Raw genomic sequence first — 19,296 nt, forward strand, 5'->3', positions numbered from 1 at the left:
CTACGCTTACCGTGGCTATGAGTTGGGGAGCCCGGATAAGGCGCGTGCGCCGCTATCCGGGATAGTGTTATCAATCGCGGCGGGCGATATCGGCGAACTTCGCATCCAGAAGCTGCGCCAGATCGCTGGCCGCCAGCTCAATATCCAGCCCGCGTTTGCCGCCGGAAATATAGATAGTGGCAAATTCCTGCGCCGGGGCGTCAATCACCGTCGGCAGGCGCTTCTTCTGCCCCAGCGGACTGATACCGCCCACCAGATAGCCGGTGATACGCTGCGCCACCATCGGGTCGGCCATGTCGACTTTCTTGGCGCCCAGCGCTTTCGCCACTTTCTTCAAATCCAGTTGCCCGGCGACCGGGGTGATGGCGACCGCCAGATGCTTCATATCGCCATTAACGGCGACCAGCAGGGTCTTGTAAACCTGATCGGCATTGAGGCCGAGCTTGCGCACCACTTCATCACCGAAGTTGGTCTCATTGGGATCGTGATCGTAACTGTGGATCTGAAAGGGAATTTTGTTTTTTTCGAGTAATTTAACGGCGGGAGTCATAGCTATCCTTCTTACCAACCGGTTTTGCGTGACGTCAGAATACGCCCGCAGGTTGTCTAAAAAATAGTACCATCTTGCGCAATAGTGTTGGCAGTGATGGTCACTTTGAGCGACAATCAGACGATCCGGGATACAAATCCCGGGATAATAATAATGATGAAATTCCTCTTTGACGGGCCAATAGCAATATTGGCCATTTTTTTATGTCAGCATATCCGGCAGATTCCCTTCGCCATACAGATGCAGCGCGCCGACGGCGACCACGTAGCGCCCCGGCGGCAAGGCCAGCAGCGTCTCGCGCCAGGCGAGATTGCGCTGATGCATCAGCACATCATATAAAGACTGGCTGAAGGTCGTCGGCAGCGATACCGCACCGCGCGACGGCGGTTGCTCCAGCCACCAGCCGATCATGACCTGCAGTAAACGGGCGTTGGTGCGCCAGTGGGTCAGCGTATCTTCCAGCAGCGCCATTCCGCCATCGGGCAGGTCGCGCAGCAGCGCGATCTGGCTGTCGGCGCCTTCCAGCTCCATCACCGCTATGTTGCTCTCGCGGGCGGCCATCAGCAACTGATAATCGATACCGTAATCCGGCCGCAGCCCCAGCTTCTGCGCCTGGGTGGCCTGCAGAACCATCGCCACCTGCCACAGCGGCAGGCTGTCGAACAGCTCGACCGACAGGCCCAGCTCGCCGGCTCGCGCTTGTAGCTCGCTCAGCTGCGCGTCGCTCAGGCGCTCCGCCAGCGGCGGATAAGCGGGGAGATTGCTAAACGGGGTTTCATTGCCGCTGATATCGGCCTCGACGATTAACGCATCGGCCTGGCGTATTTTTTTCAGCAGTTTCGCTGGCGGCGGCGCCATGTCGCGGGTGCCCATATGGATGCTGCCGACGAGGTGCAGATAGCGTTCGCCGGGCAGGACGATATCCATCGCAGGCCAGGAATAAGACGAGCCGACGGCGGCTCGCCACAGCATTTTTATCCGGTTTAACAGGCCCATACGCGCTCCGAAGTGTGAGGCATTCATGCTAGCGCATATGGTGATACACGTCACCCTTCCGGCGGGCTTTTCTTGTCCCGGAAAAAAAGCGGGCGCCGATCCTGTCAGCGTCCGCTTTCCTGCAGCAGCGTTTACTCTTTTGGTTTAAAGCGCAACAGGCGGTTAGCGTTACTCACCACGGTGATCGACGATAGCGCCATCGCCGCGCCGGCGACCACCGGATTGAGCAGCGTGCCGGTCAGCGGCCAGAGGATCCCGGCGGCAATCGGGATGCCCAGCGAGTTGTAGACAAAGGCCCCCAGCAGGTTCTGCTTCATATTGCGTAAGGTCGCCTTCGAAATCGCCAGCGCATCGGCCACGCCGTGAAGACTATGGCGCATCAGGGTGATCGCCGCGGTTTCAATAGCGACATCGCTGCCGCCGCCCATGGCGATCCCGACATCCGCCTGCGCCAGCGCCGGGGCATCGTTAATCCCATCGCCAACCATCGCCACTTTGTGCCCCTGGCTCTGCAGACGCTTAATGGCGTCGGCTTTACCGTCCGGCAGCACGCCGGCAATCACTTCATCAATGCCGGCTTCTTTGGCGATGGCATTCGCGGTAGTGGGGTTATCCCCGGTGAGCATCACCAGGCGGTAGCCCTGACGATGCAGGCGCGCCAGGGCGTCGACGCTGTCTTCGCGCAGCGGGTCACGGATGGCGAACAGCGCGGCCGCCTGACCATCCACCGCCAGCAGCACCGGCGTAGCGCCGCGCGAGGCCTGCGCCATCATCTCGCTTTCTATATCGCTGGTGGCGATATGCTGCTCGTTGAGCAGCGCCTGGTTGCCGAGCAGCAGGCGATGACCTTCCGCCTCACCGCTGACGCCAAGGCCGCGCAGGGTGCGGAAGCCGCTCACTTCCGGCAACGGGCTGTCTCCGGCTTTATCGAGGATCGCTCGCGCCAGCGGATGGCTTGAGCCCTGCTCGAGCGCGGCGGCAAGACGCAGCGCGGTAATCTCATCAACGCCAGCGAAAGTTTTCACCGCCACCACCTGCGGCTTGCCTTCGGTCAGGGTGCCGGTTTTATCGAACACCAGGGTGTCGAGTTCACTGGCGCGCTGCAGAGCATCGGCGTCGCGCACCAGTACGCCGTATTCCGCCGCCCGGCCAACGCCGGAGATGATCGACATTGGCGTCGCCAGCCCTAAGGCGCACGGACAGGCGATAATCAGCACCGTGGTGGCGATCACCAGGGTATAGACGATCTGCGGCGCCGGGCCGAAGAAGTACCAGATCGCCGCGCTAATCAGCGCAATGGCGACCACCGCCGGGACAAACACCGCGGAGATTTTATCCGCCAGCTGGCCGATCTCCGGCTTGCTGCTCTGCGCCTGGCGCACCATGCGGATAATACGTGCCAGCGTGGTCTGGCTGCCGACGGCGCTGGCGGTGAACAGCACGCTGCCGTCCTGCACCACGGTGCCGGCGTGAATGGCATCGCCATCGCCTTTTTGCTGTGGTACCGGTTCGCCGGTGAGCATCGCTTCATCAAACCAGGCTTCGCCCTGGCTTATCACGCCGTCAACCGGAACGCGATCGCCAGTGGTCAGGCGCAGCGTCATGCCGGCCTGAACTTCAGCGAGCGGCAGATCCTTTTCTCCCTCAGGGGTCACCACGCGGGCTGAAGGCGGCGTCAGGTCGAGCAGTTTTTCCAGCGCTTTTGAGGAGCGCTGGCGGGCGCGGGCCTCCAGCATATGGCCGAGGTTAATCAGGCCGATAATCATTGCGCTGGCTTCGTAATAGAGATGGCGGGCTTCCATCGGGAACCACTGTGGCCACAGGTTGACGCTCATCGAGTACAGCCAGGCGACGCCGGTACCGAGGGCCACCAGCGTATCCATGGTGGCGGTGCCGTTTTTCAGGCTTTTCCACGCGCTGCGGTAGAAGTGCCCGCCGGCGAAGACCATCACCGCAAGGGTGACGAGGCCGATGACCAGCCACAGCGAACGGTTGTCGTCGCTGACCATCATGTTATCGCCGATCATGCCCCAGACCATCACCGGCACGCCGACCAGCAGGGCGACAATCGCCTGCCAGCGAAAACGTTTCATGGTGGCGATGGCGGTTTCCTGCTGACGTTCGCGGCGTTCCAGATCGTCCTCGATCGCCTCCGCGCCGTAGCCCGCTTTCTCCACCGCCTGCACTAATTCTGCGGCGGACGCACTGCCCATCACCAGCGCCGTGCGTTCCGCCAGGTTAACCCGCGCCTGTGAGACGCCCGGCACCGCGGCAAGCGCGTTCTGTACCCGGGAGACGCAGCTGGCGCAGCTCATGCCGTTGATCAGCAGCTGTTGACTGTCATCTTCGTCATGGGCTGCCGGAAGCTCAGGAGTGGCCGCTGTCAGTGCTTCCGACGGGATTGATGATTCTGCCAGCGGTTTAGCCTTTGGGTGGCTGAGCTCCGCGCCGTATCCGGCTTGTTTAACGGCTTCAATCAGCGCTTGTGCGCTGGCGCTGCCCGTCACATGGGCTTCAGTGAGGGTGACTTCCGCTTGCTCAACGTCAGGACGCTGTTCCAGACTCTCTTTCACGCGTTTGACGCAGTGGCCGCAGGAGAGGCCATCCAGCGTCAGGTCGATAGTGTTAGACATAAATAACTCCTGAATAATTTTCCGGTCAACGATTGACCAGAACCACTCTTTCATCGAGTATTAAGAAGGTTAAACCTTCCAGCAAGGGGAAGGTCAAGGAGAAAAAATGAATATCAGCGATGTGGCGAAAAAAACCGGCTTAACCAGCAAAGCGATTCGTTTTTACGAAGAAAAGGGGCTGGTGACGCCGCCGTTGCGCAGCGAAAATGGCTACCGCACCTACGGTCAGCAGCATCTCGATGAACTGACGCTGCTGCGCCAGGCGCGGCAGGTGGGGTTTAATCTGGAAGAGTGCCGCGAGCTGGTGGCCTTGTTCAACGACCCGTCGCGGCACAGCGCCGATGTGAAAAAACGCACGCTGGAGAAAGTGGCGGATATCGAGAACCATATCCGCGAGCTGCAAAATATGCGCGCGCACCTGCTGGCGCTGGCCGAATCCTGTCCCGGCGACGACAGCGCGGAATGCCCGATTATCGATAATCTTTCCGGCTGCTGTCATCGCAAGGCGCAGGCTTAACGAACGACGGGTCTGATCCGTAGCGTAATCCCTTCCACGGCGACCACTTCGACTTGACTGCCTGGGGCGAGGTCCTCGTCAGCCATCACCGGCCATGAGCTGTCGCCCACGCGCACGTGGCCGCGGCCGTTTACCAGCGGGGCATCCAGCGTCAAACGGCGGCCTATCAGCTGCTGCCCGCGCTGGTTGAGTTGAGCATCGGCAGGACGCTGCAGTTTGACGCGCTTGCGCAGCCACTTCGACCACAGCCACGCCGCCAGCAGAGTGAGGGCGGCAAACAGCGTGCCTTGCCATTCCCAGCTCAGCGGCAGGAGCCAGGTCAGGGCGCCGGTCACCACGCCGGCGACGCCGCTCCACAGCAGGTATCCGCTGCCGCCCAGCATCTCGGCCGCCAGCAGCAGCCCGCCGAGGCTTAGCCAGAACAGATGAGGGTGGGCGAGGATCATGTCGATCATGATTTTTTCCGATCGCCAGCGCCTTCTTTGATCAGCTCGCTGATCCCGGCGATCGATCCCATCAGGCTGCTGGCATCCAGCGGCATCAGCACCACTTTACTGTTGTTGGCGGCGCCAATCTGCTGCAGCGCATCGGTGTACTTCTGCGCCACGAAGTAGTTGATCGCCTGAATATCGCCTGAGGCGATCGCCGAGGAGACCATCTGGGTGGCGCGGGCTTCCGCTTCAGCGGAACGCTCGCGGGCCTCCGCCTGCAGGAAGGCGGACTGCCGCTCGCCCTCCGCCTTGAGGATCTGCGACTGCTTTTCCCCTTCCGCTTTCAGAATTTCCGCCTGACGCACCCCTTCGGCCTCAAGGATATAGGCGCGTTTGGTACGTTCGGCTTTCATCTGGGCGTTCATCGAGGCGATAAGCTCCGCCGGTGGGCGAACGTCGCGAATTTCGACGCGGGTGATTTTCACCCCCCACGGGTTGGTGGCGTCGTCAACGATATGCAGCAGGCGGGTGTTAATGCTGTCGCGCTGGGAGAGCATTTCGTCCAGCTCCATCGAGCCGAGCACGGTACGAATGTTGGTCATCGTCAGGTTGACGATCGCCTGCTCAAGATTGCTGACCTCGTAGGCGGCCTTTGGCGCGTCAACCACCTGAATAAAGCAAACGGCGTCGATGGTGACGTTGGCGTTATCTCTGGAGATAACCTCCTGTGAGGGGATGTCGAGCACCTGCTCCATCATGTTCACTTTGCGGCCGATGCGGTCCATAAACGGCACGACTAAGCTTAATCCCGGCTGCAGCGTCTGGGTAAAACGCCCGAAGCGCTCCACCGTCCACTGGTAGCCCTGCGGGACGATTTTCACCGCCGCGGCCACAATGACCAGCGCGACGAAAATAAGGATAGGAATAAAAATCAGCATCAAAAACCTCCTGTCTTGTTGCCTGGTGAAGCGCTACAAAGAAATAGCGCGTGTTTAAACTGAGTATATCTTTCTCCACCACCGGGAGAAAGGAAAGTGCGGTAAACTAGCGGTGTTTCAGAAAATAATCAGGAAGCCTCATGAAGGAAAATAACGCGCTTTTGCGTCTCGAGGGTGTGGGATTTAAGACCGACGACGCAGTTATTTTACACAATATCAATCTTGAGCTCAGACCCGGGGAATTTAAGTTGATTACCGGGCCTTCCGGCTGCGGGAAAAGCACCTTGCTGAAAATTATCGCCTCGCTGCTCAGTCCGACCTCCGGACGCCTGTTTTTCGACAATGCCGATGTCGCGACGCTGTCGCCGGAAAGGTATCGCCAGCAGGTCTCTTACTGTGCGCAGACGCCGGCGCTGTTCGGGGATTCGGTTTACGATAACCTGATTTTTCCGTGGCAGATCCGCAATAAACAACCGGATCCGCAGGCGCTGGTGGCCGACCTGCAGCGCTTTGGTCTGGGCGAAAATATGCTGGAAAAATCGATTAATGAACTATCCGGCGGGGAAAAGCAGCGCGTCTCGCTGATCCGCAATTTACAATTTCTGCCGCGCGTGCTGCTGCTGGACGAAATTACCAGCGCGCTGGATGACAGTAATAAACAGAATGTGAATGACATTATTCATGGCTATGCGACGGAAAAGCAGGTCGCTGTTCTGTGGGTCACCCACGATCGCAACGAAATTTCGCATGCCGATGAAGTGATTACCTTGCAGCCTGCCGGCGGAAACATGCAGGAGGTACGGCATGAACGGGCATAACATTACGAACGAATCGTTGGCGCTGTCGATGGTGCTGGTGCTGATCGCTATTCTGGTGAGCTATCGGGAAAAGCTGGCGCTGGAAAAAGATATTCTCTGGAGCATCTGCCGGGCGATCGTGCAGCTGATTATCGTCGGCTATGTATTGAAATATATCTTTAACGTCAATCATGCGGTTCTGACGCTGTTGATGGTGCTGTTTATCTGCTTTAACGCGGCGTGGAATGCCAAAAAGCGCAGCAAGTATATCGATAAGGCTTTTGTCTCGTCATTTATCGCCATCACCACCGGCGCCGGGCTGACGCTGGCGGTGCTGGTGTTCTCTGGATCGATAGCCTTCGTCCCGATGCAGGTGATCCCGATTGCCGGGATGGTGGCCGGGAACGCCATGGTAGCGGTGGGACTGTGCTACAACAATATGGGCCAGCGCTTCAGCAGCGAGCAGCAGCAGATTCAGGAGAAGCTGAGCCTCGGCGCGACGCCGAAAATGGCCTCGGCGCGGCTGATCCGCGACAGCATTCGCGCGTCATTGATACCCACCGTCGATTCAGCGAAAACGGTCGGCCTGGTGAGTTTGCCAGGGATGATGTCGGGGCTAATTTTTGCCGGTATTGACCCGGTAAAGGCGATTAAGTACCAGATCATGGTGACCTTTATGCTGCTGTCGACCGCCAGCCTGTCGACGATTATCGCCGGCTATCTGACCTACCGGAAGTTCTTCAACGCCCGCCATCAGCTGGTGGTGACGCAGCTGAAAAAGCGCCCGTGAACGATCCCGGGTTGCGGCGTTCACGCCTCACCCGGGCGACTAAGGCTAGGTTCCTCATCGTTCGCGTAGCCCGGATAAGCGCAGCGCTATCCGGGGCTGGCAACGGATTAGTACAGCAGCGAATAGAGCTGACGGCGGTATTTGGCGGCCAGCGCATCGCCGGTACCGAGGGCGGCGAGGATCTCCTGCAGCATCTTGCGCGCCTGGCCGTCGCCAGCGCCTAAATCCTTCTGCAGATGGCTGAACAGCAGCGCCAGCGCTTCTTCGTTACGCCCGACCTGATGCAGCTGTAGCGCCAGCTGGGAGGCCAGCTGCGCGTCCTCCGGATTCTGTTCCACCTGCTGCTGCAGCTGCTGGATTTCCGGCGTGTCGGCGGCCTGTTTGAGCAGCTCAATCTGCGCCACCAGACCCTGATAGTGGGTATCCTGATCCTGCAGCGGGATGGTCTTCAGCACGCTTTCCGCTTCATCGGACCGGTGCAGAGCAATCAGCGTTTCCGCCAGCAGCAGGCCAATCTGGCTGTCCTGATTCGACAGCTGCCAGGCCTCCTTCAGCAGCGGCAGGGCATCGGCGTATTTTTCTTCCTGCATCAGGGCCAGGGCCTGCTGCGCTTTCAGCTCCTCTTCGCGGGGCAGGACTTTATCCAGCAGGGCGCGGATCGCTTCTTCCGGCTGCGGGCCTTCAAAACCGTCCACTGGTTGGCCGTTCTGGAACAGATAAACCGTAGGGATGGCGCGCAGACCAAACTGTGAAGCGAGCATCTGCTCGGCGTCGCAATCGACCTTTGCCAGCGTAAACTGGCCGTTGTATTGAGCGGCCAGGCGCTCAAGAACCGGGGTCAGCTGTTCGCAGTGCTGGCTGCGGGCAGACCAGAAGTAAAACAGCACCGGGACGTTCATGGACTGCTGTAGCGTCTGCTGCAGGTTCGCTTCGCTAATGTTGACAATATTCTGTTCGGACATGGGCATTTCTCGTTAGTCGATTTCTGTTTTACATGGGGGCGGCATGCCGCGCTTCAACTCAGCCGTGGATAATTTTGTCCATCGCGCGGGCTGGCAGCAGGCGTTTGAGCAGCGCCACCGCGTGGGTGACCAGGGTGACCGGGTAGCGCAGCTTCGGCTTATCGCTGATAAAAGCGTGGCGCACTTTTTCCACTACCGCCTCCGGCCCGAGGGTAAAACGGGCGGCGATGCCCGGGTTTTCAACGGGCTTGTCGCTTTGCGTCTGGTTGACGTTATCGGTAAAGCGGGTGCGGATCGGGCCCGGCTCAATCAGGCTGACCTTGATACCGCTGTGACGCAGCTCCATGCGCAGCGCGTCGGACCATGCCTCGAGGGCGTATTTACTGGCGGCGTAGGCGCCGCGGCCGGGGCTGGCGATAAGCCCCATCACCGACGAGGTCATCACGATGCGACCTTCGCCGTGCGGCGTCATCGCTGGCAGCAGCAGCATGGTGAGCTGATGGGCACCGAAAAAGTTAGCGGAAAACTGCTGTTCCATCTGCTGGCGGCTGATGGTGTTCAGCGGGCCATAGACGCCGTATCCGGCGTTATTGAACAGGCCGTAGAGACGATTATCGGTCAGCGCAAGCACCTCCGCCGCCGCGCGCTCCACGCTCTGCGGGTCGTCCAGATCGAGCAAAATACCGGTTAGCCCCAGCTCCTGCATCCGCGCCACGTCCTCTGCCTTGCGGCAGGCCGCCAGCACGCGAAAGCCCTGGCGGGTTAAATCCAGTGCGCTTTCCAGACCAATTCCGCTGGAACAGCCTGTCACTAAAACCGTTTTTTGCATAACTTTACCTGTCAGCGACCCCTGGCGTTCAGGAGTCATGATTAACTAAGGGAGCCAGCCGGTTCGCCATCCACTCGGCGATAAACGGCTGCGCGTCGCGATTCGGGTGAATGCCGTCGTCCTGCATCCACTGGGGTTTCAGATACACCTCCTCCATAAAAAAGGGCAGGAGAGGAATAGCGAACTCTTTGGCCAGGGCCGGGTAAATCGCGCCGAAGGCTTCATTATAGCGGCGGCCATAGTTCGCCGGCAGGTGAATTTGCATCAGCAGCGGCTCGGCGTTGGCCGCTTTGATATCCTTAATAATGGTGCGCAGCGTCTGCTCGGTCTGCTGCGGCGGAAAGCCGCGTAGCCCGTCATTGCCGCCGAGCTCAACCAGCACCCAGCGCGGCTGATGCTGTTTAAGCAGCGCAGGCAGACGGGCCAGCCCTTGCTGGGAGGTATCGCCGCTGATGCTGGCGTTCACCACTGGCGTTTTCGCCTGCCACTTCTCATTGAGCAGCGCAGGCCACGCGGCGTTGGCCGCCATCCGATAGCCAGCGCTCAGGCTGTCGCCGAGGATCAGCAGCGTATCCGCCGCCATCGCGCGGCAGGTAAACAGGAACAAAAACAGGAAAGGCACATGCCAGCGGAAAACATACTTGAAGTTCATCATCTTAAGAAGTCCGTCGGTCAGGGGGAGCATCAGCTCTCCATCCTTACCGGAGTTGAGCTGGTTGTCAAACCGCGGCAGACCATCGCCCTGATCGGCGAGTCGGGCTCCGGTAAATCGACCCTGTTGGCGATCCTCGCCGGCCTGGACGATGGCAGCAGTGGGGAAGTATCGATGCTGGGCAAACCGCTGCATCGGATGGATGAGGAGGCGCGGGCGGCGCTGCGGGCGCAGCACGTCGGTTTTGTCTTTCAGTCGTTTATGCTGATCCCGACGCTCAACGCCCTGGAGAACGTCGAGCTGCCGGCGCTGCTGCGTGGCGCCAGCGATAGCCAGAGCCGGGGCGATGCCCGCGCGCTACTTGAGCAGCTGGGGCTTGGCAAACGCCTGCACCACCTGCCGGCACAGCTCTCCGGCGGTGAACAGCAGCGGGTCGCGCTGGCCCGGGCCTTCAATGGTCGTCCGGCCATTCTGTTCGCCGATGAGCCCACCGGCAACCTCGATCGCCAGACCGGGGATAAAATTGCCGATCTGCTGTTCTCGCTTAATCGCGAACACGGCACCACCCTGATCCTCGTCACTCACGATCCGCTGCTGGCGGCGCGCTGCGACCGTCGTCTGCGCCTGGTGGATGGCCAGCTGCGGGAGGAAGCATGATCGCCCGCTGGTTCTGGCGCGAATGGCGCTCGCCGTCGCTGCTGATCGTCTGGCTGGCGTTAAGCCTCGCCGTGGCCTGCGTGCTGGCCCTGGGGTCGATAAGCGATCGGATGGAGAAAGGCCTCAGCCAGCAAAGCCGTGAGTTTATGGCAGGCGACCGCACGCTGCGCAGTTCGCGCGAGGTGCCCGCTGAGTGGATCGCGCATGCGCGCCAGTCAGGGCTGAGCGTCAGCGAACAGCTGAGCTTCGCCACCATGACCTTTGCGGGCGATACGCCGCAGCTGGCGGACGTCAAGGCGGTGGATGACCGCTATCCGCTGTATGGCACTCTCGAGACGCAGCCGCCGGGGCTGAAGCCCCAGGCGGGCAGCGTGCTGCTGGCGCCAAGGTTGATGGCGCTGCTGAACCTGAAAACCGGCGATACGATTGACGTTGGCGACGCCACGCTGCGCATTGCCGGGGAAGTGATTCAGGAGCCGGATGCGGGGTTCAACCCCTTCCAGATGGCGCCGCGGCTGATGATGAATATGGCCGACGTGGCAAAGACCGGCGCCGTGCAGCCCGGGAGTCGCGTCGCATGGCGCTATAAGTTCGCCGGCGACGCTGAACAGCTGGCCAATTATGAGCAGTGGCTGCTGCCGAAACTCGGCCCGGAGCATCGCTGGATTGGTCTTGACCAGGACGACAGCGCGCTGGGCAAATCCCTCGAACGCTCGCAGCAATTCCTGTTGTTATCCGCGCTGCTGACGCTGCTGCTGGCCGTCGCGGCGGTGGCCGTGGCGATGGGCCACTACTGCCGCAGCCGCTACGATCTGGTCGCCATACTCAAGACGCTGGGCGCCGGACGGGCGCAGCTGCGCAAGCTGATTGTCGGCCAATGGCTGCTGCTGTTGACGCTGTCGCTGATAACCGGCGGGGCAGCAGGGCTAGCGCTGGAGCGCCTGCTGCTGCTGGTGCTCAAACCGGTTCTGCCCGCCGCGCTCCCGCCGGCCAGCGGCTGGCCGTGGCTGTGGGCGGTGGGCGCGACCGGCGTGATTTCCCTGCTGGTGGGCCTGCGCCCCTATCGGCTGCTGCTGGCGACCCTGCCGCTGCGGGTGCTGCGCCAGGACGTGGTGGCTAACGTCTGGCCGCTGAAAATCTGGATCCCGACGGTCAGCGCCGTGGTGGTGGGCCTGCTGGCGTGGCTGATGGGCGGCAGCCCCCTGCTGTGGTCGGTGCTGGCCGGGGCGGTGGTGCTGGCGCTGCTGTGCGGCCTGGTGGGCTGGGGATTGCTGTGGCTGCTCAAACGCCTGACGCTCAGCGCCTTGCCGCTGCGCCTGGCGGTGAACCGCCTGCTGCGCCAGCCGTGGTCGACCCTCAGCCAGCTGGCGGCGTTTTCCCTGTCGTTTATGCTGCTGGCGCTCCTGCTGGTGCTGCGCGGCGATCTGCTCGACCGCTGGCAGCAGCAGCTGCCCCCGGAGAGCCCAAACTACTTTCTGATCAATATCGCCCCTGAGCAGATAATGCCGGTGAAGACTTTCCTCGCCGAACACCAGACGCGGGCGGCGGAATTTTATCCGATCGTCCGGGCTCGTCTGACGCAGATCAACGGCCACTCCACGGACGGGAACAAAGACGAAGCGCTGAATCGCGAGCTTAATCTCACCTGGAGCGAACAGCGTCCGGATCATAATCCGCTGGTGGCCGGCAGCTGGCCGCCGAAGCCGGGCGAGGTATCGATTGAGGAGGGGCTGGCGCAGCGGCTGGGGGTGAAGATCGGCGATACGGTGACCTTTACCGGCGATACTCAGGACTTCAGCGCGAAGGTGAGCAGCGTGCGCAAAGTTGACTGGGAGAGCCTGCGGCCCAACTTCTTCTTTATTTTCCCCTCCGGGGCGCTGGACGGGCAGCCGCAGAGCTGGCTCACCAGCTTCCGCTGGGATAACGGTCCCGCGATGTTGACCCAGTTGAACCGCGAGTTTCCTACAGTCAGCCTGCTGGATATCGGCGCCATCCTGCGTCAGGTCGGCCAGGTGCTCTCCCAGGTCAGCCGGGCGCTGGAGGTGATGGTGGGCCTGGTCACGGCCTGCGGCGTGCTGCTGTTGCTGGCGCAGGTCCAGGTCGGTATGCGCCAGCGGCATCAGGAGCTGGTGGTCTGGCGCACGCTGGGGGCCGGAAAATCGCTGCTGCGCGCCACGCTGTGGGCGGAGTTTGCCCTGCTGGGGCTGGTCTCCGGCCTGGTGGCGGCGATAGGCGCCGAAGTGGCGCTGGCGATGCTGCAGACGAAAGTCTTTGATTTCCCCTGGACGCCGGACTGGCGGCTGTGGGTGATGCTGCCGCTGACGGGGGCGGTGTTGTTATCCCTGTGCGGCGGCGGGCTGGGGCTGCGTTTGTTAAAAGGGAAAGCGTTGTTCCGTCAGTTTAACCAGTAAGATTATTGCATTTTGATGATGCGCCGCCGTTTTTGGCGGCGCTTTTATTTTAAGCGCACAAATTGATAACTCGTTGATTTTTAAGCGCACAAAACATTAAAAAACCGACAACACGCTGTACTGATTCGCGGTTAATATTCAGCTGGTAAATATAAGGTTGCTTATTAATCAAGGAAAAACTATGGCACATAAAATAAAAGCGCTGGCGATCTCGATCGGCGCAACACTGGTGTTCACTTCATTTGCTTCTCACGCGGAGATCACGCTGCTGAAACAAGATCCGCAGGCGGGCGATCCGTTAAGCCGGCTTAACTTTACCGTCGGCGGGAGTATTCGTCCGCAATTCAACATGATGACCGGCGATGGCGATAAAGGCTCCTATAAGCGTAACGGTTTCGACGGCGGCACTCGTTTCCGCTTCGCGGCGGATTACTACCTGTTCGATGATATTAGCTGGATCAGCTACTACGAACTGGGGGTGAACATTCCGGCGCTGTTCGACTGGGATAACCACTACGCGGAAGGGGCGAACAATACTACCCGCCGCATGCTGTATACCGGCCTGAAAAGCGATACCTGGGGGACGTTAACCTACGGTCAGCAAAACAGTATTTACTATGATGTGGTGGGGGTGAAAACCGATATCTGGGACTACGATATGATTGCCCAGGCGCCGGGCAACGGTATTAACGGCGATTACGATGGTTCTTATCGTTCACGTAATATGCTGAAATATAAGAAAACCGTTGGCGATGTCGATCTTTACGGCTCTTATCTGTTCGAAGACAGCGAATACCTGCCGGGTAACGGTCTGCGCTATAAACGTAAAGGCGGCGGTTCTGTTGGCGCGGACTACCACATCATGAAGGATCTGACCTGGGGGACTGCGTGGAACTACACCCGCGCCGAAATGCGCGACCCGTCAACTTCCGACAGCAAAACCTATGACCAGAACATCGTCGGTACCGCGCTGAGCTGGACCCCGGATAACTGGACCTTCTCCTTCGGCGGCGGCTGGTATCAGAACTTCCTCACTACCAAAAAAACCGATGTGCATAATTACTTCGCCGGCGACGCCTGGGGGATTGAATATTTTGCGGGCTATAAATTCCCGATCAATCAGTATGCCGTTAAATCTATTCAGCCGTACTTTATGGGCGACCGCCTGCAGTACGTGAATGGCCGCAACTACCAGCGTATCGATAACGGTCTGGGGATTAGCTTCCAGCTGGATTACGGTTTCCGCGTTGACTACGAGCACGTGTTTACCTCCAGCACCGACAATCTGGGCGATATGAACCTGGTGCGTCTGCGCTACGACTTCTAAGCGGTCACATCTCCCCGGTCGCGATGCGCTCACCGGGGCTACAAATCATGCCGACCGGTAGCCCGGCTAAGGCGTTTACGCCGCAAGCCGGGACAATCGAGCATGCGATTACTTCTCCAGCCAGGCGGCGACCTCCTGCCAGCTGCCGCGAAAAATAATCTTCCCGGCTTTTTTCCCCAACTGATAGCGATACATCGGGTCGTAGTATTCTTCCAGTAGCGGCACCAGCCAGGCGAAGTGCGCCTCGGTGCTGGCGGTGCGCTGCTGCTGCGCCAGCGCCTCATCGAGGCGTTCAGTGAGCTGGGCAAAACGCTGCAGCCCCAGGCGACGGCGGATGGCAAACAGGCCGTGATGCAGATACTCGCCGTATGCCTGCCAGCCTTTCTCTTCGCCATACGCGGCGATAAAGTCGCGATACATGCGATCGAAATACTCCTCGCGCAGACGTTCGAGGCGAACGTCAAACGGATCTTCCACCACCGCCAGCGGCGATTGCGCCATGCGGATGCGCAGGCACTCCGGCAGATGGTTGGCGCCGATCATATGGCCTTCATCTTCCAGCACCCAGCGCGTCTGCTGTTCGGCTTTTTTGAGCAGGCTGACCGCCAGGTGGTTTTCAAAGGTGGCTTGCGGATGCTGCGGCTGTAGCGTGCGGCCAAACGAAGAGCCGCGGTGGTGGGCATGGCCCTCCAAATCGATACCGTCCGGTCGCGAGCAAACCAGCTGGGTTTTGCCGTTGCCGGTGCAGCCGCCAATCAGCACGATCGGCCGCTGTACCAGCGCGTCGGTAGCCTGGATCGCCGCCTGGCGCAGCGCTTTATAGCCGCCGACGATCAGGGGGTAATCCACGCCAGCTTCTTTCAGCCACTGCTGGACAATATGCGAGCGCTGGCCGCCGCGGGCGCAGCACAGGTAACCGTGCGGGTAACGGGCGCATGCTTCCAGCCATGACCGGATCCGGCTGGCGCGCAGATCGCCCTGAACCAGCTTATGGCCGAGCGCCAGCGCCGCTTCCGGCCCCTGGCGCTTATAGCAGGTGCCGACCGCGGCGCGTTCTTCATCATTCATCAGCGGCAGGTTGATCGCCGCCGGCATCGCGCTTTGGCTAAACTCCACCGGGGCGCGTACGTCAATCAGTGGCGTATCGCTGGCGAGAATGGCGCGATAATCCGTCCCATTGGTCATGGGGTATCCTCTGAAGTCAAAACAGAAATGGGCTTTACAGCAAGGGGGGGATTGTACGCGCCTCAAGGTGTGCCGGGGAAGGGGATAGATCAAATCCCCGGCACGAAGAGTTTAGCTGAGCTGCGATTGCGCCCAGAACAGACCGCTGGTGTACTCCGCTGGCAGCAGCGGCTTGATCGCTTCCAGCGTCGCGCTCAGACGGTCAGTATCGCTGTCGGTCAGGTTCAGGTGGCCGACTTTACGACCCGGGCGCACCTCTTTATCGTACCAGTGCAGGTGGACCAGCGGCAGCTTCAGCCAGTCGTAATTGAGATCGGTGCCGATCAGGTTGATCATTACCGACGGGCTGTTAACCACTGGCGGCGGCAGCGGCAGGCCGGTAATCGCTCGCAGATGCAGCTCAAACTGGCTGATGGAGGCGCCATTTTGCGTCCAGTGGCCGCTGTTGTGCACGCGCGGCGCCAGCTCGTTGATCAGCAGTCCCTCGGCAGTGACGAAGCACTCCATCGCCATCACGCCGACGTAGTTCAGCTCGTTCATGATCGCCGTCAGCATGCTTTCCGCTTGCTCCTGCTGGCGGACATTGGCCTGTGGGAAGGCGACGCTGGCGCGCAGAATACCGTCCTGATGCAGGTTGCGGGTCAGCGGGTAGAAGACGGTGCTGCCGTCATGGGCGCGGGCACCCACCAGCGACACTTCGCCGGAGAAGTTAATCCCCTGCTCGACGATGCACTCGCCGTAGTTATCGGCCGGTAGCTGATCGATCTCGTTTTCCCGCAGACGCCACTGGCCGCGGCCGTCGTAACCGCCAACGCGACGCTTAACGATCGCCAGTTCGCCAAGGCGGGCAAACACCGTCGGCCACTCGCTTTTATCCGCCAGCAGCTGCCACGGGGCAGTGGCGAGACCAAGCTTGTCAAACAGCTGCTTTTGCGTCAGGCGATCGGCGATAATCGGGAAGACGTCGCGGTTGACGAACGCCGGGTGGCGGGCCAGCTCGCGGGTGAGGGCGGTTTCCGGCCAGCGTTCAATTTCTGCCGTGATGACGCTCTGCTGGAATGGCACCGCTTCCGGATCGGCTTCCAGCCCCACCGGCCAGACGGCGATACCCAGCGGCTCGCCGGCCTGGCGCAGCATGCGGCCTAACTGGCCGTTGCCGAGTACGCATACCTGTTTCATGCCGCACCCCGCGGGTCCGGGTTATCCAGCACTTCATCGGTTTGCGCCTGGCGCCAGGCGCTCAGGCGCTGGTGGAGTTCAGCATCATGCTGGGCGAGGATCTGCGCGGCAAGCAGACCGGCGTTCGCGGCGCCGGCTTTGCCGATGGCCAGTGTGCCGACCGGAATACCGCGCGGCATCTGAACAATGGAGTAAAGGCTGTCGACACCGCTTAAGGCTGCGCTCTGAACCGGTACGCCGAGCACTGGCACCAGGGTTTTCGCCGCAATCATGCCCGGCAGATGCGCCGCGCCGCCTGCCCCAGCAATAATCACCTGATAGCCATTGCTTTCGGCGCTTTCAGCGAAGCTGAACAGCTTATCGGGCGTGCGATGGGCGGAGACCACTTCGACATGGTACGGAACGTTCAGGGCATCAAGAATTTCTGCGGTAAATTGCATGGTAGCCCAGTCGCTTTTGGACCCCATCACGATGGCGATACGCGCCGAATTATTGCGGGAAGACATGCGTCTTAAAACTCCTGTGGGTGTGTTTCACACTGCTTTAGAGGCCACAGAGAATAGCATGAACTGCCGGCAAGGAAAACGGTTGCGTGTGCATGGTTAGCCGTCTTTTGTCTCGCTCTGCGATGACGACGATCGCGGCTTATTGGCCTTGATCTCATTCATGCAACAAGTGATAAGCAGTACTAACCCCCAGGGGAGCATCAGGGTACCCATCATCAGTAAATAGATTTGTACCAGTCGGCTCTCGTGAGGGCGAGTACAGAGCAAATAAATGGCATAGAAATAAATAGCCCACGCCAGCATCGCACACCAGACAAACGTCAGCGTGTTGCCGAGAGCGACGCCGATTAAGGCGATATAACTTATCCCTAACGGATTGAGGATCGTGATGATCATTCCCCAGATCAGCGGCTGGCTCCACTTTTTCCTGCTCATGCTCGTTCCTTGAGAGTGATGTTGTGGAAGACTAGCATGCGCAATGCCGGCAGGAGCATACCTCCGTCCAGGCAAGAGGGGATTTCAGAATTGTGCTCGCGCAGGAATTAGAACGGGAAATGGATCAGTTCGACGTCGTCCGGCGTCACCTTCACCATCGAACCTTCGCTGTGCCAGGCGCCGAGTACCACGCGCCATGCGGGCTGGCCGTTGGCCTGCAGGTCATGGACCGCCGGGCGATGGGTATGGCCGTGGATCAGCCACTGCACGTGATGCCGCTCCATGGCGTTAACCACCGCCTGTGGATTCACATCCATAATTTCCATTGATTTGCTGCTGTTGGCGGCTTTGCTGTCGGCGCGCATGCGGGCGGCGATGCGGCGGCGGACAAACAGCGGCAGAGCCAGGAACAGACGCTGGATCCACGGGGTGTGGACTTTCGCGCGAAACGCCAGATAGCCTTGGTCATCGGTGCACAGCGTGTCGCCATGCATAATCAAGACGTCACGGCCATAGAGGTCCAGTCGCTCTTCTTCGGCGAGCAGGATCATCCCGCTCTGACGGGCGAAGCGCTGGCCGACGAGAAAATCGCGGTTGCCGTGAATGAAGTAGCAGGGCACGCCGGCGTTGACGACGGCTTTGATTGCCGTAGCGATTTGCTGATGCAACGGGTTGGGATCGTCATCGCCGATCCACGCCTCAAACAGATCGCCAAGGATATACAGGGCGTCCGCCTGACGGGCTTCCCCCTGTAAAAAACGCAGAAAACCGGCGGTGATCGCCGGTTCTTCTGTTTGCAGGTGCAAATCTGCAATAAAAAGTGTCGCCACGAATTACTCGCTGACGGTGACGCTTTTGATGATCACATCGTCTTTCGGCACATCCTGGTGCATGCCGCTGCGGCCGGTGGCAACCGCTTTGATTTTGTCAACCACGTCCATGCCTTCAACCACTTCCGCGAAGACGCAGTAGCCCCAGCCCTGCAGGCTTTCGCCGGAGAAGTTCAGGAAGTCGTTGTCAACCACGTTGATGAAGAACTGCGCGGTGGCAGAGTGCGGCGCCTGAGTACGGGCCATCGCCAGCGTGCCGCGGGTGTTTTTCAGACCGTTGTTTGCTTCGTTCTGAATCGGAGATTTGGTCGCTTTTTGTTTCATGCCAGGTTCAAAACCGCCGCCCTGAATCATGAAGCCGTTGATAACACGGTGGAAAATGGTGTTGTCGTAGAAACCTTCGCGGCAGTAGTCCAGGAAGTTTTTAACTGTTTCCGGCGCTTTGTCGTCAAACGTTTTGATTACGATATCGCCATGATTGGTGTGGAAAGTAACCATTTTTGCATCCTGTTCCGATGAGTGTGGTGCCAGCACCCGGTGTCGGGTGAGATATAGGGGGGTGTTATAGCATAACCGCGGGGGTCGATGCACCTTGCAATGTGTGCTGCGTCCTGTCTGAATTATGGGTATTATAGAGGCTTCATTACCCACACACGTCTACACGGAATCTT

General features: G+C 59.9%; 21 protein-coding genes. 6 read left to right on the forward strand and 15 right to left on the reverse strand.

Features of this window, described 5'->3' with window-relative positions:
* Positions 1–70 precede the first annotated feature (70 nt).
* From ybaK to copA, 3 genes are all read right to left on the reverse strand, one after another.
* Positions 71–550: a Cys-tRNA(Pro)/Cys-tRNA(Cys) deacylase YbaK gene (gene ybaK, locus KHQ24_RS02955; protein ID WP_049093330.1), complete on the reverse strand. Its 480-nt coding sequence runs from the start codon at positions 548–550 to the stop codon at positions 71–73.
* 201 nt (positions 551–751) lie between these two features.
* Positions 752–1,546: a TraB/GumN family protein gene (locus KHQ24_RS02960; RefSeq protein ID WP_211777116.1), complete on the reverse strand. Its 795-nt coding sequence runs from the start codon at positions 1,544–1,546 to the stop codon at positions 752–754.
* A gap of 131 nt (positions 1,547–1,677) precedes the next feature.
* Complete coding sequence (copA, locus tag KHQ24_RS02965; protein ID WP_087771499.1) at positions 1,678–4,179, reverse strand: copper-exporting P-type ATPase CopA; 2,502 nt, start codon at positions 4,177–4,179, stop codon at positions 1,678–1,680.
* 106 nt (positions 4,180–4,285) lie between these two features.
* Here copA and cueR point away from each other — a divergent pair, with 106 nt between their 5' ends.
* On the forward strand, positions 4,286–4,696 hold the full coding sequence (gene cueR, locus KHQ24_RS02970) for a Cu(I)-responsive transcriptional regulator (protein ID WP_004204725.1): 411 nt from the start codon (positions 4,286–4,288) through the stop codon (positions 4,694–4,696).
* Here the strand turns inward: cueR and KHQ24_RS02975 are convergent.
* Both KHQ24_RS02975 and KHQ24_RS02980 read right to left on the reverse strand, forming a co-directional pair.
* Entirely contained in the window at positions 4,693–5,151 is a 459-nt protein-coding gene (locus tag KHQ24_RS02975; protein ID WP_064178018.1) for an NfeD family protein, read from the reverse strand. The genes cueR and KHQ24_RS02975 overlap by 4 nt on opposite strands.
* The gene (locus KHQ24_RS02980) at positions 5,148–6,065 is read right to left on the reverse strand and encodes an SPFH domain-containing protein (protein WP_004204723.1); all 918 of its coding nucleotides are present in this window, start codon (positions 6,063–6,065) and stop codon (positions 5,148–5,150) included. The genes KHQ24_RS02975 and KHQ24_RS02980 overlap by 4 nt, the downstream gene beginning before the upstream one ends.
* A gap of 140 nt (positions 6,066–6,205) precedes the next feature.
* Between KHQ24_RS02980 and fetA the strand changes: the two genes are divergently transcribed.
* Both fetA and fetB read left to right on the forward strand, forming a co-directional pair.
* On the forward strand, positions 6,206–6,883 hold the full coding sequence (gene fetA, locus KHQ24_RS02985) for an iron efflux ABC transporter ATP-binding subunit FetA (protein WP_004204722.1): 678 nt from the start codon (positions 6,206–6,208) through the stop codon (positions 6,881–6,883).
* Positions 6,870–7,652: an iron efflux ABC transporter permease subunit FetB gene (gene fetB, locus KHQ24_RS02990; RefSeq protein WP_004204721.1), complete on the forward strand. Its 783-nt coding sequence runs from the start codon at positions 6,870–6,872 to the stop codon at positions 7,650–7,652. The genes fetA and fetB overlap by 14 nt, the downstream gene beginning before the upstream one ends.
* Positions 7,653–7,759: 107 nt before the next feature.
* On the opposite strand, the gene KHQ24_RS02995 is transcribed toward fetB, so the two are convergent.
* The 3 genes from KHQ24_RS02995 to tesA are packed head-to-tail and all read right to left on the reverse strand — an operon-like array spanning position 7,760 to position 10,095.
* Positions 7,760–8,614 carry a co-chaperone YbbN gene (locus KHQ24_RS02995; RefSeq protein WP_049093329.1) on the reverse strand — a complete coding sequence of 285 codons (855 nt, stop codon included), beginning with the start codon at positions 8,612–8,614 and terminating at the stop codon, positions 7,760–7,762.
* 58 nt (positions 8,615–8,672) lie between these two features.
* Positions 8,673–9,482 carry an SDR family oxidoreductase gene (locus KHQ24_RS03000; RefSeq protein WP_074186539.1) on the reverse strand — a complete coding sequence of 270 codons (810 nt, stop codon included), beginning with the start codon at positions 9,480–9,482 and terminating at the stop codon, positions 8,673–8,675.
* Positions 9,472–10,095 carry a multifunctional acyl-CoA thioesterase I/protease I/lysophospholipase L1 gene (gene tesA, locus KHQ24_RS03005; RefSeq protein ID WP_025999119.1) on the reverse strand — a complete coding sequence of 208 codons (624 nt, stop codon included), beginning with the start codon at positions 10,093–10,095 and terminating at the stop codon, positions 9,472–9,474. The genes KHQ24_RS03000 and tesA overlap by 11 nt, the downstream gene beginning before the upstream one ends.
* Between tesA and ybbA the strand changes: the two genes are divergently transcribed.
* Together ybbA and ybbP are read left to right on the forward strand one after the other, a co-directional pair.
* Entirely contained in the window at positions 10,066–10,752 is a 687-nt protein-coding gene (ybbA, locus tag KHQ24_RS03010; RefSeq protein ID WP_004146399.1) for a putative ABC transporter ATP-binding protein YbbA, read from the forward strand. The genes tesA and ybbA overlap by 30 nt on opposite strands.
* Positions 10,749–13,163: a putative ABC transporter permease subunit YbbP gene (gene ybbP / locus KHQ24_RS03015; protein WP_064189738.1), complete on the forward strand. Its 2,415-nt coding sequence runs from the start codon at positions 10,749–10,751 to the stop codon at positions 13,161–13,163. Before ybbA ends, ybbP begins: the two co-directional genes overlap by 4 nt.
* Here the strand turns inward: ybbP and KHQ24_RS03020 are convergent.
* The gene (locus tag KHQ24_RS03020; RefSeq protein ID WP_032431199.1) at positions 13,125–13,253 is read right to left on the reverse strand and encodes a hypothetical protein; all 129 of its coding nucleotides are present in this window, start codon (positions 13,251–13,253) and stop codon (positions 13,125–13,127) included. The genes ybbP and KHQ24_RS03020 overlap by 39 nt on opposite strands.
* 91 nt (positions 13,254–13,344) lie before the next feature.
* On the opposite strand from KHQ24_RS03020, the gene KHQ24_RS03025 reads away from it, so the two are divergent.
* Positions 13,345–14,490 (forward strand): porin, encoded by a 1,146-nt coding sequence (locus KHQ24_RS03025; RefSeq protein WP_023319869.1) that lies wholly within the window; start codon positions 13,345–13,347, stop codon positions 14,488–14,490.
* A 108-nt stretch (positions 14,491–14,598) separates the two neighbouring features.
* On the opposite strand, the gene mnmH is transcribed toward KHQ24_RS03025, so the two are convergent.
* The 6 genes from mnmH to ppiB form a co-directional block, all read right to left on the reverse strand.
* Entirely contained in the window at positions 14,599–15,675 is a 1,077-nt protein-coding gene (gene mnmH / locus KHQ24_RS03030; protein ID WP_064188059.1) for a tRNA 2-selenouridine(34) synthase MnmH, read from the reverse strand.
* A gap of 111 nt (positions 15,676–15,786) precedes the next feature.
* On the reverse strand, positions 15,787–16,854 hold the full coding sequence (gene purK / locus KHQ24_RS03035; protein ID WP_211777117.1) for a 5-(carboxyamino)imidazole ribonucleotide synthase: 1,068 nt from the start codon (positions 16,852–16,854) through the stop codon (positions 15,787–15,789).
* A complete protein-coding gene (gene purE, locus KHQ24_RS03040) occupies positions 16,851–17,360 on the reverse strand; it encodes a 5-(carboxyamino)imidazole ribonucleotide mutase (protein ID WP_004204711.1) in 510 nt (169 codons plus the stop codon). The genes purK and purE overlap by 4 nt, the downstream gene beginning before the upstream one ends.
* Positions 17,361–17,456: 96 nt before the next feature.
* On the reverse strand, positions 17,457–17,795 hold the full coding sequence (locus KHQ24_RS03045) for a hypothetical protein (protein WP_004204709.1): 339 nt from the start codon (positions 17,793–17,795) through the stop codon (positions 17,457–17,459).
* A gap of 107 nt (positions 17,796–17,902) precedes the next feature.
* Positions 17,903–18,625, reverse strand: a complete 723-nt coding sequence (gene lpxH / locus KHQ24_RS03050) for a UDP-2,3-diacylglucosamine diphosphatase (RefSeq protein ID WP_094333902.1) — start codon at positions 18,623–18,625, stop codon at positions 17,903–17,905.
* 3 nt (positions 18,626–18,628) lie between these two features.
* Complete coding sequence (gene ppiB, locus KHQ24_RS03055) at positions 18,629–19,123, reverse strand: peptidylprolyl isomerase B (protein ID WP_004151319.1); 495 nt, start codon at positions 19,121–19,123, stop codon at positions 18,629–18,631.
* Positions 19,124–19,296 lie beyond the last annotated feature (173 nt).

The sequence above is a fragment of the Klebsiella sp. 54 genome, assembly GCF_018223875.1.
GTDB lineage: Bacteria > Pseudomonadota > Gammaproteobacteria > Enterobacterales > Enterobacteriaceae > Klebsiella > Klebsiella quasipneumoniae.

Excerpts from the sequence above, each read along its gene's own strand:
- ybaK (WP_049093330.1), bottom strand. The coding sequence starts at position 550 with ATGACTCCCGCCGTTAAATTACTCGAAAAAAACAAAATTCCCTTTCAG.
- KHQ24_RS02960 (WP_211777116.1), bottom strand. The coding sequence starts at position 1,546 with ATGGGCCTGTTAAACCGGATAAAAATGCTGTGGCGAGCCGCCGTCGGC.
- copA (WP_087771499.1), bottom strand. The coding sequence starts at position 4,179 with ATGTCTAACACTATCGACCTGACGCTGGATGGCCTCTCCTGCGGCCAC.
- cueR (WP_004204725.1), top strand. The coding sequence starts at position 4,286 with ATGAATATCAGCGATGTGGCGAAAAAAACCGGCTTAACCAGCAAAGCG.
- KHQ24_RS02975 (WP_064178018.1), bottom strand. The coding sequence starts at position 5,151 with ATGATCGACATGATCCTCGCCCACCCTCATCTGTTCTGGCTAAGCCTC.
- KHQ24_RS02980 (WP_004204723.1), bottom strand. The coding sequence starts at position 6,065 with ATGCTGATTTTTATTCCTATCCTTATTTTCGTCGCGCTGGTCATTGTG.
- fetA (WP_004204722.1), top strand. The coding sequence starts at position 6,206 with ATGAAGGAAAATAACGCGCTTTTGCGTCTCGAGGGTGTGGGATTTAAG.
- fetB (WP_004204721.1), top strand. The coding sequence starts at position 6,870 with ATGAACGGGCATAACATTACGAACGAATCGTTGGCGCTGTCGATGGTG.
- KHQ24_RS02995 (WP_049093329.1), bottom strand. The coding sequence starts at position 8,614 with ATGTCCGAACAGAATATTGTCAACATTAGCGAAGCGAACCTGCAGCAG.
- KHQ24_RS03000 (WP_074186539.1), bottom strand. The coding sequence starts at position 9,482 with ATGACTCCTGAACGCCAGGGGTCGCTGACAGGTAAAGTTATGCAAAAA.
- ybbA (WP_004146399.1), top strand. The coding sequence starts at position 10,066 with ATGCCAGCGGAAAACATACTTGAAGTTCATCATCTTAAGAAGTCCGTC.
- tesA (WP_025999119.1), bottom strand. The coding sequence starts at position 10,095 with ATGAACTTCAAGTATGTTTTCCGCTGGCATGTGCCTTTCCTGTTTTTG.
- ybbP (WP_064189738.1), top strand. The coding sequence starts at position 10,749 with ATGATCGCCCGCTGGTTCTGGCGCGAATGGCGCTCGCCGTCGCTGCTG.
- KHQ24_RS03025 (WP_023319869.1), top strand. The coding sequence starts at position 13,345 with ATGGCACATAAAATAAAAGCGCTGGCGATCTCGATCGGCGCAACACTG.
- mnmH (WP_064188059.1), bottom strand. The coding sequence starts at position 15,675 with ATGACCAATGGGACGGATTATCGCGCCATTCTCGCCAGCGATACGCCA.
- purK (WP_211777117.1), bottom strand. The coding sequence starts at position 16,854 with ATGAAACAGGTATGCGTACTCGGCAACGGCCAGTTAGGCCGCATGCTG.
- purE (WP_004204711.1), bottom strand. The coding sequence starts at position 17,360 with ATGTCTTCCCGCAATAATTCGGCGCGTATCGCCATCGTGATGGGGTCC.
- KHQ24_RS03045 (WP_004204709.1), bottom strand. The coding sequence starts at position 17,795 with ATGAGCAGGAAAAAGTGGAGCCAGCCGCTGATCTGGGGAATGATCATC.
- ppiB (WP_004151319.1), bottom strand. The coding sequence starts at position 19,123 with ATGGTTACTTTCCACACCAATCATGGCGATATCGTAATCAAAACGTTT.